Origin of the sequence: Rhodopila globiformis (assembly GCF_002937115.1) — a bacterium.
Classification (GTDB): domain Bacteria; phylum Pseudomonadota; class Alphaproteobacteria; order Acetobacterales; family Acetobacteraceae; genus Rhodopila; species Rhodopila globiformis.
This window is the reverse complement of the sequence record NZ_NHRY01000028.1, coordinates 9,096-21,819: the sequence shown is the minus strand read 5'-3', so window position 1 is coordinate 21,819 and position 12,724 is coordinate 9,096. Positions and strand designations below refer to the sequence as shown.

10 protein-coding genes are annotated in these 12,724 nt (G+C 67.4%); 6 read left to right on the top strand and 4 right to left on the bottom strand.

Features of this window, described 5'->3' with window-relative positions; genetic code table 11:
• The first annotated feature begins 276 nt into the window (after positions 1 to 276).
• Positions 277 to 2,451: a BTAD domain-containing putative transcriptional regulator gene (locus tag CCS01_RS00720; RefSeq protein ID WP_146101514.1), complete on the top strand. Its 2,175-nt coding sequence runs from the start codon at positions 277 to 279 to the stop codon at positions 2,449 to 2,451.
• Here the strand turns inward: CCS01_RS00720 and CCS01_RS00715 are convergent.
• Positions 2,429 to 4,648, bottom strand: a complete 2,220-nt coding sequence (locus tag CCS01_RS00715; RefSeq protein WP_104516913.1) for an O-linked N-acetylglucosamine transferase, SPINDLY family protein — start codon at positions 4,646 to 4,648, stop codon at positions 2,429 to 2,431. The genes CCS01_RS00720 and CCS01_RS00715 overlap by 23 nt on opposite strands.
• Positions 4,649 to 5,467: 819 nt before the next feature.
• On the opposite strand from CCS01_RS00715, the gene CCS01_RS00710 reads away from it, so the two are divergent.
• From CCS01_RS00710 to cyoD, 5 genes are all read left to right on the top strand, one after another.
• Complete coding sequence (locus tag CCS01_RS00710; protein ID WP_158258165.1) at positions 5,468 to 6,538, top strand: class I SAM-dependent methyltransferase; 1,071 nt, start codon at positions 5,468 to 5,470, stop codon at positions 6,536 to 6,538.
• Between the two features lie 225 nt (positions 6,539 to 6,763).
• On the top strand, positions 6,764 to 7,627 hold the full coding sequence (cyoA, locus tag CCS01_RS00705; RefSeq protein WP_204848090.1) for a ubiquinol oxidase subunit II: 864 nt from the start codon (positions 6,764 to 6,766) through the stop codon (positions 7,625 to 7,627).
• Between the two features lie 4 nt (positions 7,628 to 7,631).
• Complete coding sequence (gene cyoB, locus CCS01_RS00700; protein WP_104516917.1) at positions 7,632 to 9,644, top strand: cytochrome o ubiquinol oxidase subunit I; 2,013 nt, start codon at positions 7,632 to 7,634, stop codon at positions 9,642 to 9,644.
• Positions 9,641 to 10,297 carry a cytochrome o ubiquinol oxidase subunit III gene (gene cyoC, locus CCS01_RS00695; RefSeq protein ID WP_104516910.1) on the top strand — a complete coding sequence of 219 codons (657 nt, stop codon included), beginning with the start codon at positions 9,641 to 9,643 and terminating at the stop codon, positions 10,295 to 10,297. The genes cyoB and cyoC overlap by 4 nt, the downstream gene beginning before the upstream one ends.
• The gene (gene cyoD, locus CCS01_RS00690; RefSeq protein WP_104516909.1) at positions 10,294 to 10,671 is read left to right on the top strand and encodes a cytochrome o ubiquinol oxidase subunit IV; all 378 of its coding nucleotides are present in this window, start codon (positions 10,294 to 10,296) and stop codon (positions 10,669 to 10,671) included. Before cyoC ends, cyoD begins: the two co-directional genes overlap by 4 nt.
• A 74-nt stretch (positions 10,672 to 10,745) precedes the next feature.
• Here cyoD and CCS01_RS00685 read toward each other — a convergent pair whose 3' ends face one another.
• The 3 genes from CCS01_RS00685 to CCS01_RS34285 all read right to left on the bottom strand — a co-directional run.
• Complete coding sequence (locus tag CCS01_RS00685; protein WP_104516916.1) at positions 10,746 to 11,519, bottom strand: SGNH/GDSL hydrolase family protein; 774 nt, start codon at positions 11,517 to 11,519, stop codon at positions 10,746 to 10,748.
• 37 nt (positions 11,520 to 11,556) lie between these two features.
• Positions 11,557 to 12,381: a DUF6065 family protein gene (locus CCS01_RS00680; protein WP_146101513.1), complete on the bottom strand. Its 825-nt coding sequence runs from the start codon at positions 12,379 to 12,381 to the stop codon at positions 11,557 to 11,559.
• Positions 12,382 to 12,485: 104 nt separating this feature from the next.
• Positions 12,486 to 12,724, bottom strand: a 239-nt coding sequence (locus CCS01_RS34285) for a hypothetical protein (protein ID WP_193540092.1), incomplete at its 5' end; no start/stop codon positions are given.

The window sequence follows — 12,724 nt, the reverse complement described above, 5'->3', positions numbered from 1 at the left end:
TCCCATTTGGTGTGATTTAGGCTCTCGAATTCGTCCATTGATGGAACTCCATCAGCGTGTGCTTTGGCGGCTCACGCTCCAGAGTTTCATTGATGGGCGAACCGGGGCCTACCCCCGCAAATGTCAAACTGCTGCTGCCTCCCCGGCAGAGCCGGGGGAACTCCCGGTTACGTTAGGCGCTGGTGTCAGCCGCTTCCCCGGTTTACAACTCGTCGGTTCGAAACCAGCCTGAAGGCAAAAAGCGTAGTTGTACACTATTAAAGAATGAATGAACCCGTGACACGCGTTTCGCCTGTGACGCGACCACCGCCGGCTGCCGATCAGGTCATCGTGCGGCTGCGGCTGATCGGCCAGATGGAAGCCTGGACCGTGCGCAGCGAGAGCGTCCTGCCCGCTGGCCGCAAGACGCGTGCCCTGCTCGCCATGATCGCCCTGGCCAACCCGCGGCCGGTGCTGCGCGGGCGCCTCGCCGAACAACTGTGGAGCCGCCGTCCCGAGGAACAGGCCCGCGCCTCGCTGCGCCAGGAAGTCCATCGCCTGCTGGATGCGCTGGCGCCCGCCGGCAGCGACGTGGTGGTCGTCACCCGCGACCAGATTTCGCTGCGGCCGGGGGCGGTATGGATTGACGTGGAGGAAGTCATCCGGGCCAGCGCGGACCAGCCCGCGTCGCTGGCCCTGCTCGACGGTGACCTGCTGGAGGACCTGGATGGGATCGATCCAAACTTCGACGCCTGGCTGAACACCGAGCGGGAAAGCCTGCGCGACCGTGCCCGCGGCATCGCCGAATCCATGCTGAAGGCCGAACTGGAGCCCGAGGCGGCGATCGCGGCGGCGCAGCGCCTGCTGGCCATCGACCGCGCGCACGAAGGCGCCTGGCGCGCCCTGATGCGCGCCCATGCCGCGCGCGGCGAGCGGGGCCTGGCCGTCCAGGCCTATGACCGCTGCCGCGCGGTGCTGGCGGACCTGATGGACGCCGCCCCCTCGGTCGAAACCCAGCATTTGCTGAACGCGATCCGTGGTCCGTCGCATACGAGGCTGCCGGCGCGGCCGCCGCAGCCGGCCGAAGACCCGGAACCGCCGCCGCCCGAGGCGATCCCGTCGCCGCCGCCGACGCGCGGGCCGGAGCGGTCCGGCACGCGCGGCGGCGTGCATATCGGCGTGATGCCGTTCCGCCTTGCCGGCGTCGCGGACGAGGACGCCCACCTCGCCTCCGGCCTGGCCGACGAGATCACCCTGGCGCTGGCCCGGTTCCGCTGGCTGTTTATCGTCTCCTCCAATTCGCTCGGCCGGTTTGCCGCCGAACAGCGGGACGAGGCGGCGATCCGGCGCGAACTCGGGCTGGATTTCCTGCTCGACGGCACGGTGCAGCGGTTCGGCGGCACGATCCGCGCCAATCTGCGGTTGCTCGACCTGCGCGCCGGCAATCAGATCGTCTGGGCGCAACGCTTCGACCGGCCGGCCGACGACCTGCTGTCGCTGCAGGACGAGATCGCCGCCGAGGTGGTCGCGCAGATCGATCCGGAGATCCTGCTGATCGAGGCGAAGCGCAGCACCAACCGGAGCCACGTCGACGCCACGGCCTATGACCTGATGCTGCGCGCGATCCCGCTGATGAACCGCATGGAGCGCGACGCCTTCCTGCGGGCCGGGCAGCTCCTGGAAGATGCGATCACCCTGGAGCCGGACTACGCCGCCGCCTATGCCTGGTATGCCTACTGGCACATCTTCCTGGTTGGCCAGGACTGGGCGGCCGATGCGCCGGCGGTGATGCGGGCGGCGGGCGAACTGGCCGAGCGGGCCATCGTGCTCGACCCGCATGACGCGCGCGGCCTGTCGATCAGCGGCCATGTCCGTGCCTTCCTGCACCGGCGCCTGGACGAGGCGAAGGCGCTGCACGAGCGGGCGCTGGCGCTCAACCCGAACCTGGCGATGACCTGGGCATTGTCGGCGGTCACCTATGCCTATGCCGGCGATCCCGAGGAGGCGGAGCAGCGGGCGAAGCGCTACAAGAAGCTGTCGCCGATGGACCCGCACGCGTTCTTCTTCGATGCGTTCTTCGTGCTGGTCCACCTGATGAAGCGCGACTACCAGGCCGCGGTGGACACGGGGCGCAGCGTCAGCCAGCTCAATCCATCGTTTTCCGCCAGCTACAAGCCGTACCTGGCGGCGCTTGGCCACCTGCATCGCGACCAGGAGGCCGAGACGATCCGCAACCGCCTGCTTGCCATCGAGCCGGACTTCACCATCGAGCGCTTCCTCGACGTCACCCCCATGGAGCGCGAAGCCGATCGGCTGCACTATGCGGAGGGGCTGCGGCTGGCGGGAATCCGGGAACGGGACCTGTCGGCGACGAGCGCGCCAGCGGTGCTGCAGGCGACCAAGGACAGCCAGGCGCCCGGGGAGGCGGCCGCATCCGGCCCGCCGGCGGTCACGCCGGACGATCCCGGGTGACAACGCCCGCCTGGGTCACGGCCTGCGCCAGGAAATCCTCGAGCGCGCGGATGGCGGCGGTATCCTGAAACAGGCGGTGCTTGCCGACGGCCACCGCCTGCCGCATCTCGGCCCGCCACGCCGGATCGCGCGCCAGGCGCACGGCGATCGCGACATACTCGTCGAGCGACCCGGCGATCGTCGCCTCGCAGCCGATGCGCCGCAGGATCGCGGCGGTGTGCCGCCCGCGCAGGAAGCGGCCGGGCATGGTCACGATGGCCGGATTCTGCGCCAGGCAGTCGAGCGTGGACTTGCCGCCCGACCAGCCGATGGTGTCCAGGATCACGTCCGCCATGCCGACTGCCTGCAGGTAGTCGCGCTGCGACAGCGGCGGCAGGATCACCACGTGCCGCGCCGCATCCAGTCCTGTCGCCGCGAACGCCGATGCCAGCCGGTCCCGGAACGCGTCGGTGACGGCCTGGCTCTTGGCGAAGCCGATGAACACAAACTGGCAGGCGCCGAGTTCGGCGGCGATGCGGGGGAAGATCGCGTCGTATTGCGGCAGATATTTGTAGAGGGCCTGCCCCGACCAAAGCACTGGCGCCAGCGGATCCAGCCCGAACCGCGCCCGTCCAGTGGCCTCCGGCGGATCGTCTGCCGCGTCGGGCATGTAGAAAACACCCAGGTTGGGCAGCCGCACCAGGTGCTCGGTATAGGACGCGTCGGCGTCGTCCGGCTCCATCAGCGCGTTGGACAGGAAATGGTCGATCGTCGGCATGCCGCAGGTCACAGGCTGGCCCCAGGCGACGCATTGCACCGGCGCCAGGCGCATCGCGGCCAGGCGGCCGGCGACGGGGTCCATGCCGATCTCGGGATAGAGCAGGACGTGGGGGGCGATGGCGCGGATGGCGTCGCGCCAGGATGCCGCCGGCAGGCCCTGCACGAAGCGGTCGCACCAACCGGCGCAGCGCGCGGTGCGGGCGTCAGCGACCCGGCCGGTGTGGAAGCCAATGACCTCGAAGCGGCTGCGGTCGAACTGGGTCAGCCAGCCTTCCAGGAACAGCTTGAACAGCGTGTGATCGCAGAAGAAGCCGCAGACGACGCCGACGCGGATGCGCTCGCCCGGTGCCGGCGGCGGCGCGAGAGTGGCGGCTGGCTCTGCCTCGGCCAGGACGCGGCAGGCGAACCGGCCATACAGATCCTGCAGCGCGCGGTCGTCCTGCTGCTGGTAGGGCAGGAAGAACGGCTGCGACGCGCCGATGCCGGCCGCGACGCCGGCGGCGTCCTGCGTGACGAGTGCCGCCAGCGCCGCGGCATAGCGCTGCCGCCGTTCCGCCACCTCGGCCTCGGTCCGATACAGGATCGGCAGGTGCGCCATGCAGGCGGCGAGCCTGGCGGCGGCGAAGCCGGGCTCGGCGGTGAGCGCGGACGTGTGGCAGGCAATGGCCTCGTCGGCGCGGCCGTGGCCGGAGAGCAGGCAGCCGAGATTGTAGTGGGCGTCGGCCAGATGCGGATCGACGGCGATGGCGTGGCGGTAACACAGTTCCGCCTCGGCCGCGCCGCGCTCCTGGCAGACGATCCCGAGGTTGTTCCACAGCCCGGCCTGCATCGGGTTGAGGCAGAGCGATTCGGCCAGCCACGACTCCGCCTCCTGCCAGCGGCCCCGGGTCATCAGCCAGCGGCCGTAATTGCCCAGCGCATCGACGAAGCCGGGGCGGAAGGCGATGGCGTTGCGGTAGCACCGCTCGGTTTCCGCCGGCGGGCCGGTGGCGGCCAGGGCGTTGGCGAGGTTGTACCAGATATCGGCCATCCCCGGCGCCTGCTCGGCCGCCCGCCGGTAGTGCGCCACCGCTTCGTCGTGGTGGCCCATCTCCAGCAATGTGGTGGCCAGGTTGCTGTGGATTTCCGCCGAGCCCGGCAACAGGGCGGAGCCGGCGCGGTAGGCGGTGGCGGCGTCCTCCAGCCGGCCGAGGCGGCGGTAGGCGTGGCCGAGGCTGTTGTAGTGCGGCGCGCAGCCGGGCTGGATCGCCATGGCGCGCCGGATCAGGGCGATCCCGGCCTCCGGCTGGCCCTGTTCGGCGGTGATCAGCCCGAGCAGGTGCAGGCTGTCCGCGTGGTCGTGGTCGCGCTCCAGGATGGCGCGGTAGAGCCGGGCCGCTTCGTCGAACCGGCCGGCTCGGTGCAGCGTCATCGCCTCGGCGAGCGCGGTATCAATCATGGGGGTGTGAATTGGCGCGGCCCATATCGTGAGCTCCCATCCGGTGCAGGGGGACCATGCTAGTGGACAAAGCTTAACCAGGACTTAACGGCCGGCGTCGGAGGAGGGGCGGGTTGGGACGGCCATCGGCCGGGACCGGCTGGCGTGGCGGCAAGCGTCCCTCCATCGTCATGGCCGGGCGTTGCCCCCATGCGTATCAGGATAGGGCGACGGCTGAACAAGGATTTGCTGCCCGGTCCGTTGCCTCACCGTCATGGCCGGTGCTGGTTTCACCGACGGCAATCAAGCGAACACGGAGTTGCACGGTGTTCGCACGGAGTTGGGCAGAGTCTTCCGGGGCGACCGCACCATGATAGCCTCCTTGGCGGCGTCCGACCATTTGACGCGCTTCGCGCGACGCGCATGATCTACCTTCTCTGTGGAACTCCGTGCAAACACCGCGCGACTCCGTGTTCGCTTGATTGCGGTGACCAACCCGCCCCATCCCGGTGGGCAGGACACCCCACGCCAGATGTGCGGATCACGCCACGACGATGCGGTCCAGCGCCTACTCGGCCGGTTGCCTGTCCGCCAAACGCGCCTCCGCGACCAGGCGCCACCGTTCCCGGGCACCAGGCGAGCGCCTGGTTTTGCCGTTGTTTCCAGAATGTGTGCATGCGGTAGGGGCACGCCCGGCCACGACGGTGCAACGCCGGGCCATGACGATCCAGGAACGACAGCGCCATTTTCGGTTTTGTGTGGACCAGATCCCTTCCCGCCGGGCCAATGCACGCCATATCTGGGTTCGGTGCCGGTCCGGATAGGTTGGGCAAGAAAACCATGAGCAATACCCTCAGCCGCATTGCCACGCAGGCCGCCTATGGCGCCAGCCAGCTGCCGCGGATGGCTTGGTACATGGGCCACGGCATCGCCATGCGCCGATTGTCGCGCCTGATGCTTGGCCAGGGATACCAGAGCACCCGCGCCCGGGCGCACACCGACAAGCCGACGCCCGACCGCCGCCGCCAGCTGGCCGACATGGCCAGGCTGCTGCAGGCCGACCTCGCCAATGTCGAGGCGGGGATCTATCCCTTCCCGATCGACCGCGACGGATCGCCGTTCGACCTGCTCAACCGCTCGCGGCTGTTCTTCACCGACCTGCCGGAGGTCCACCGCCGGCGCGAGAACGGGGTGACGTCGGACGTGCTGACGAACGATCTCCGCGCCAGGCGGCCGCGCTATTACCTGCAGAACTTCCACTTCCAGTCCGGCGGCTGGATGACCGACGAGTCGGCACTGCGCTATGACACGCAGGTGGAAGTCTTCTTCAGCGGCACCGCCAACGCCATGCGCCGCCAGGCCCTGCCGGCGCTGCACGAAGCGTTCGCCGGGCGCGACGTCGGGCGGCTGCGGCTGCTGGATGTCGGCTGCGGCACCGGGCGGTTTCTCGGCTTCGTGAAGCAGGCTTGGCCGCGGCTGCGGGTCATCGGGCTCGACATGTCGGACGCCTATATCCGCGAGGCGCGCGCGCATCTGCGGCGGCAGCCGCGCAGCAGCCTGGTGGTCGCCGGGGCCGAGGCCATTCCGGTGCCGGATGAAAGCCTCGATGCGGTGACCAGCATCTTCATGTTTCATGAACTGCCGCCGAAGATCCGCCGCGGCGCTTTCGCCGAGTTCGGCCGCGTGCTGAAGCCGGGCGGGCGGCTGGTGATCGTGGATTCGTTACAAATCGGCGACAACCCCGCCTATGAGGGCTCGCTGGAGCTGTTCCCGCAGAATTTCCACGAGCCGTATTTTTCCACCTATATCGCGGAAGATTTTCGTCAAATGGCGCGCGACCACGGACTGGCGCACCAGCGCGACGTGATGGCTTTCGTTTCAAAAGTCATGGTCTTCGACAAGCCATCGTGAAAGCGTGCGCGGTCATGTTGATCCGCCCCGGGTTAGCGCGCCCGTCATAGACAGGTAAGGTACGCGCATAACCGGGTGTCATGATGCAACCGGGCAGGCTCCGGGTCGCTCAGCAGCGGAGCCGGTCGCCTGGCTGTGCCGGTGCCGATCAGGGAGAGTACGATGCGCGCTGGGGGAATTCGGCCGCGACGTGCACGGCGCCGTGCCTTTCTCGGCCGCGCTGCCGTGGTTCTGCCGCTGGCCCTGGCCGGCTGCGGGCCGTCGGTGCTCGATCCGCAGGGGCCCATCGGCGCGGCGGACAAGTCGATCCTGATCGATTCGCTTGCGATCATGCTCGCCATCGTTATTCCAACGATCGTGGCGATACTGGGTTTCGCCTGGTGGTTCCGGGCGTCCAACCCGCGGGCGAAGTACAGGCCGGATTTTGTCTATTCCGGCCGCGTCGAGATGATCGTCTGGTCGATTCCGCTGCTGACCATCATCCTGCTGGGCGGCGTGATCTGGATCGGCTCGTATGAACTCGATCCCGCCAAACCCATCGGCTCGCCCGCGCCGGCGCTCGAGGTGCAGGGCGTCTCGCTCGACTGGAAATGGCTGTTCATCTACCCGGACCAGGGCATCGCGGCGGTGAACCAGCTGGTCATTCCGGCCGGCATCCCGGTGCATTTCTCGCTGACCTCGGCAAGCGTGATGACCGCGTTCTTCGTTCCGCGGCTCGGCAGCATGATCTACACCATGAACGGGATGACGACCAACCTGAACCTGCAGGCCGACAAGCCCGGCACGTTCTGGGGCGAGGCCGCGCATTTCAGCGGCGACGGCTTTCCCACCATGCATTTCGACGTGAAGGCGGTGCCGGCGGCGCAATTCACCGACTGGGTCGACGCCACGCGCAACGCCAGAAGCCCGGCGCTGGATCCGCCGGCCTATCTGCAGCTGGAAAAGCAGAGCATGAGCGTCGCGCCGTTCACCTACCGCGAGATCGATCCGCTGATTTACCAGATGATCGTCACCCAGAAGCTGCCGCCGGGGCCCGGGCCGGCGACCACCCCACACAGTCAACTCGTACGCCCTGAGAGGACGCATTAGGATGTTGCTGGGCAAGCTCACCTGGGATGCAATTCCACTCAACCAGCCGATACCGCTGGTGGCGGCCGGCGTGGTCGGGGTGGTGATTGTCGCTGTCCTGATCTGGGTCACGGTGAAGGGTTATGTGCCCTATTTGTGGAAGGAATGGATTACCAGCGTCGATCACAAGCGCATCGGCGTGATGTACTGCGTGCTCGCGCTGGTGATGCTGGTCCGCGGCTTCATCGACGCGATCATGATGCGATCGCAACAGGCGATCGCCTTCCACGCGCAGGGCTACCTGCCGCCGGAGCATTTCAACCAGATCTTCTCGGCGCACGGCACGTTGATGATTTTTTTCGTTGCCATGCCGTTCGTCATCGGCCTGATGAACTTCGCGGTGCCGCTGCAGCTTGGGGCGCGCGACGTGGCATTTCCGACGCTGAACTCAGTCGGGTTCTGGCTGACCGCCACCGGGGCGCTGCTGGTCAACATCTCGCTGGTGGTGGGTGAGTTCGCCCGCACCGGCTGGCTGCCGTTCCCGCCGCTGTCGGAGCTGAAATACTCGCCCGGCGTCGGCGTCGATTACTATTTGTGGTCGCTGCTGATCTCCGGCGTGGGCACGCTGGTGGCCGGCATCAACCTGGTGACGACGGTGCTGAAGATCCACGCGCCCGGCATGACGTACCTGCGGATGCCGATGTTCTGCTGGACCACGCTGGCCTCCAACCTGCTGATCGTGGCCGCCTTCCCGGTGCTGACGGCGACGCTGGTCATGCTGACGCTCGACCGCTACCTCGGCTTCCATTTCTTCACCAACGAAGCCGGCGGCAACATGATGATGTTCATGAACCTGATCTGGATCTGGGGCCATCCCGAGGTCTACATCCTGATCCTGCCGTGCTTCGGCGTCTATTCCGAGGTCGTTTCCACATTCTCGCACAAGCCGCTGTTCGGCTACCGCTCGATGGTGATGGCGACGATGGTGATCTGCCTGCTGTCGTTCATGGTCTGGCTGCACCATTTCTTCACCATGGGCGCCGGCGCCGACGTCAACGCGGTGTTCGGCATCACCAGCGCGATCATTGCGGTGCCGACGGGCGTGAAGATCTTCAACTGGCTGTTCACCATGTACGGCGGGCGGGTGACGTTCTCGGTGCCGATGCTGTGGGCCATCGCCTTCATGGTGACCTTCGTCATCGGCGGCATGACCGGCGTGCTGCTGGCGGTGCCGCCGGCGGATTTCCTGCTGCACAACAGCCTGTTCCTGGTCGCCCACTTCCACAACGTGATCATCGGCGGCGTGCTGTTCGGCGCCTTCGCCGGCTACGAGTACTGGTTCCCCAAGGCGTTCGGCTTCAAGCTGCACGAAGGCCTCGGCAAGGCCTCGTTTTGGTGCTGGGTCGTCGGCTTCTACGTCGCCTGGATGCCGGGCTACGTGCTCGGCCTGGAGGGCATGACCCGCCGCATGCAGCATTACGACGTGCCGGAGTGGCGGCCATGGCTGATCGTTGCGGAAGGCGGCGCGGTGATCATCCTGGCCGGCATCGTGCTGCAGGTGGCGCAGATCTTCGTCAGCATCCGCCAGCGCGCGGCGCTGCGCGACGAAATCGGCGATCCGTGGGACGGACGCTCGTTGGAATGGGCGACGCCGTCGCCGCCGCCGGCGTTCAACTACGCCGTGCTGCCGACGATCGAGGGCGAGGAACCGTACTGGGACATCAAGCAGCTTGCCCGCGAGCGCCTGACGCTGCGGGACGAGCCGGCATATGGGGACATCGAAATGCCACGCAACAGCCCGACCGGTTTCGTCTCCGCCTTCTTCGCCACATTCCTGGGTTTCGCGATGATCTGGCACATCTGGTGGCTCGCCGGCCTGGCCGCCTTCGGAGCGTTTGCAACCTTCGTCGTCTTCGCCTGGCGGGATGAGGACGAGTATATCATTCCGGCCGACGAGGTGGCGCGCATCGACCGCGCCAACCGCAGCGCCCGCAGCGCCGTGCTGAAGCGGCTCGCCGCGATGCAGGTGGCGCAATGAGCGGCGCGCACGCGGCGGCGGATCCCTACCGCATCGGGCATTACGGCGGATCGCACCAGTATACGGCGGAACACGCCGGCGGCGGCCTGGTTTCAAAGCGCATCATCACCGGCTACGGCTTCTGGATCTTCCTGCTCAGCGACATCATCATGTTCTCGGCGTTCTTCGCGGCATATGCGGTGCTGGTGAACGCGACCGCCGACGGCCCGAGCGGTCGTGACCTGTTCGACCTGGGCAACGTCGCCCTGGAAACCGCCTTCCTGCTGCTGTCGAGCTTCACCTGCGGCATCGCCAGCATCGGCGCGCAGCGGCGCCGGCGCGGCTGGTTCTACATCGCAATGACCGTGACGTTCCTGTTCGGCCTGGGCTTCGTCCTGCTGGAGGCCAGGGAGTTCGCCAGCATGAACGCGGCCGGCTACGGCCCGTCGCGCAGCGCGTTCCTGAGCGCGTTCTTCACGCTCGTCGGCTGCCACGGCCTGCACGTCTCGGCGGGGTTGCTGTGGCTGCTGACGATGATGGCGCAGGTGTTCGCCAAAGGATTTCGTGCCGACATCCTGCGGCGAATCCTGTGCTTCAGCCTGTTCTGGCACGCGCTGGACATCATCTGGGTCGGGCTGTTCACCGTGGTCTATCTGATGGGAGCCGGACAATGAGCTATACCGGGGAAGGACCCGAGCTGCACGACACCGCGCCGGGCGAAGAGGAACATGAAGGCGTCGGCGGCTACGTCATCGGGCTTGGGCTGGCGACACTGCTGACCGCCGTGTCGTTCTTCGTCGCCGGCACGACGCTGGTCTGGCAACCAAGCATCCCGGTCGCGCTGGTGGTGCTGGCGATCGCGCAGATGGGGGTCCACCTGGTGTTCTTCCTGCACATCACCACCGGGCCGGACAACACCAACAACGTCATGGCGCTGGCGTTCGGCGTGCTGATCGTTCTGCTGGTGCTGGGGGGATCGCTGTGGATCATGGCGCGGATGAACGCGAACATGGCGCCGATGCCGCCGACGATGCACATGCCGCGGTAGAGGTGGTTTCCGGCGTGACCGGAGGCGGCTGACCAGGGGCCATCGGCGACGGGCTGCGGCGCAAGCCGCCTCGGCTAATGCGTGGCGGCAACGGTGACCGGCGACTCCAGCGCGGCGATGACGAGGCGGGCCAGCGCCCGGGTGACGCAGGCGTAGCCGAGATCGTTGTGATGCAGGCCGTCCTTGGCGGTGAACAGGCCGGGCTTCGCGCCCTCGTCCGACCAGGCGTCCATCAGCCGGCTGCGGGAGAACAGGTTGACGCCGGTTTCATGCGCAACGTCCCGCAGCGAGTCCTCCAGCACGATGTGCTCGGTTGCCGCCAGCACCCGCGGTGAGCGCTGGTTGTCCATCAGAACAACGTCGATGCCGGCGTTGCGCAGCCGCCTGACACCCTTGGCCACCAGCTCGTGAAACGTTTCGGGATCGGCATGCCGCATCGCGCCATTGGCCCCGACCTGCCAGATCACGAGCTGTGGACGCACGGCAATCACGTCCGTATCGAGCCGCGCCAGTTCCTCGGGCGCGTCCTGGCCGTCGACGCCGCGGTTGATCACCGCAACATGCGCCGTTGGCAACGCCGCATCCAGCGCCGCCTGCAGGACGGCGGGATACGTGTGCGCGCTGTCCGACGCCATCGCGCCCTCGGTGCTGGACGAGCCGAGCGCGACGATCAGCCCCTCGGTCCGCGCCGCCAGGGCGGCCCGCAGGTGCGGCAGGTGCAGCGGCTCCATCGGCGGGTCAGCCGGGCAGGCGGCGCCGGTACGAAGCGGCGCCGGCGCCGCGGCACAGAGCAAACCCGCAGACAGCAACGCGACAATGGGCCGCCAGAAGCCGGAGCGTGGAATCATGCTGTCTTGATGCAGAAATTCCGTCGCGTTGTCCACATCAAGCTCGGCTTCCGGTGGATTTGCCTTCCGCCGTGTCCTCGGACGACCGCCGCTTGCGGGCCGCCGCGGCATACTGCCCGCGTGGGCGAACGATCTGCGAATTCGGCCGGACCACGGTGTCGTAGTAGTCGCCCCAGTCGCCGGCGGTCAGTTGCGCCATTTCCGGGACAATCTCATAGTTGTTGAGGTGCTGCTCTTCATAAACGAAGCGCGGAATCGGTTGCACCTGCAACAACGGATAGTCCGGCCTGAAGTCGATCGGCACGTTGGTCCGGGTCAGGCGCAGGTTGGTGATCAGCGGCCCGAACCAGCGATCGGACTCGACGATGCCTTCGAACGCCTCATAGCCGCCGCGGCGCGGCAGGTTGGCGGGCGCACGGACCAGCAGGCTGTAGCCGGGTGCCGTGCGGGCAACGTATCCGGTCCAGAGCTGGATCAGGCCCGGTTCCTGCAAGGCCCCAAGGAAGGGTGGCGAAAATCCCTTGATCTCATCCGGCGCCTGCGCGTCGAAGCTGTCGCTGAACCCGGGAAACTGCACCGCGCCGAGGGGGAACCACTCGCCGACGCCCTCATAGGTCCACATGATGTCGTGCCCGTCCCACTGGACCGCGAAGCCAATCGGCGGAAACAGGTAGTAGCCGAACCCGGCGGCTGACGTTGCCGGCTCGCAATACCGGAATGCCCGCGTCGGCAATGATCCGGCAGCGGATCGATCTGCCCGTTGCGGCAGTCGCGCTGTCGGAATGAAACGATGGAATGTGATCAGCTTCGGCGCGGAAGTCGTCGTATCCGCAACGGTATCGGGCGAAGTCGGTTCATTCACGACGGCAACTCCCTCGCACTGCGTCCTGCCAAGCCGATCGGCGTCTGCATCGCCGATTGGCCATTTTACAGGAAGATGCCGGATGTGTCGCGTGGCGACGGCGGTCAGCGCCGGATCGGCAACGCGGGCGCGAAGCCACCCAGCCGCACCTTCGCCGTATCAGCAACCGGCAGCGCCGGGGCGAAACCACCGAGACGCACCTTGCCAGCATCCGCCGTCGCCAGCACGGGCGCGAAACCACCCAGCCGCACCTTCGCCGCATCCGCAACCGGCAGCGCCGGGGCGAACCCACCAAGACGCACCTTGCCGGCATCCGTGGTCGCCAGCACGGGCGCGAAGCCAC

Coding starts and splice junctions, on each gene's coding strand:
- CCS01_RS00715 (WP_104516913.1), bottom strand. CDS start 4,648: ATGATTGATACCGCGCTCGCCGAGGCGATGACGCTGCACCGAGCCGGC.
- CCS01_RS00710 (WP_158258165.1), top strand. CDS start 5,468: ATGAGCAATACCCTCAGCCGCATTGCCACGCAGGCCGCCTATGGCGCC.
- cyoC (WP_104516910.1), top strand. CDS start 9,641: ATGAGCGGCGCGCACGCGGCGGCGGATCCCTACCGCATCGGGCATTAC.
- cyoD (WP_104516909.1), top strand. CDS start 10,294: ATGAGCTATACCGGGGAAGGACCCGAGCTGCACGACACCGCGCCGGGC.
- CCS01_RS00685 (WP_104516916.1), bottom strand. CDS start 11,519: ATGATTCCACGCTCCGGCTTCTGGCGGCCCATTGTCGCGTTGCTGTCT.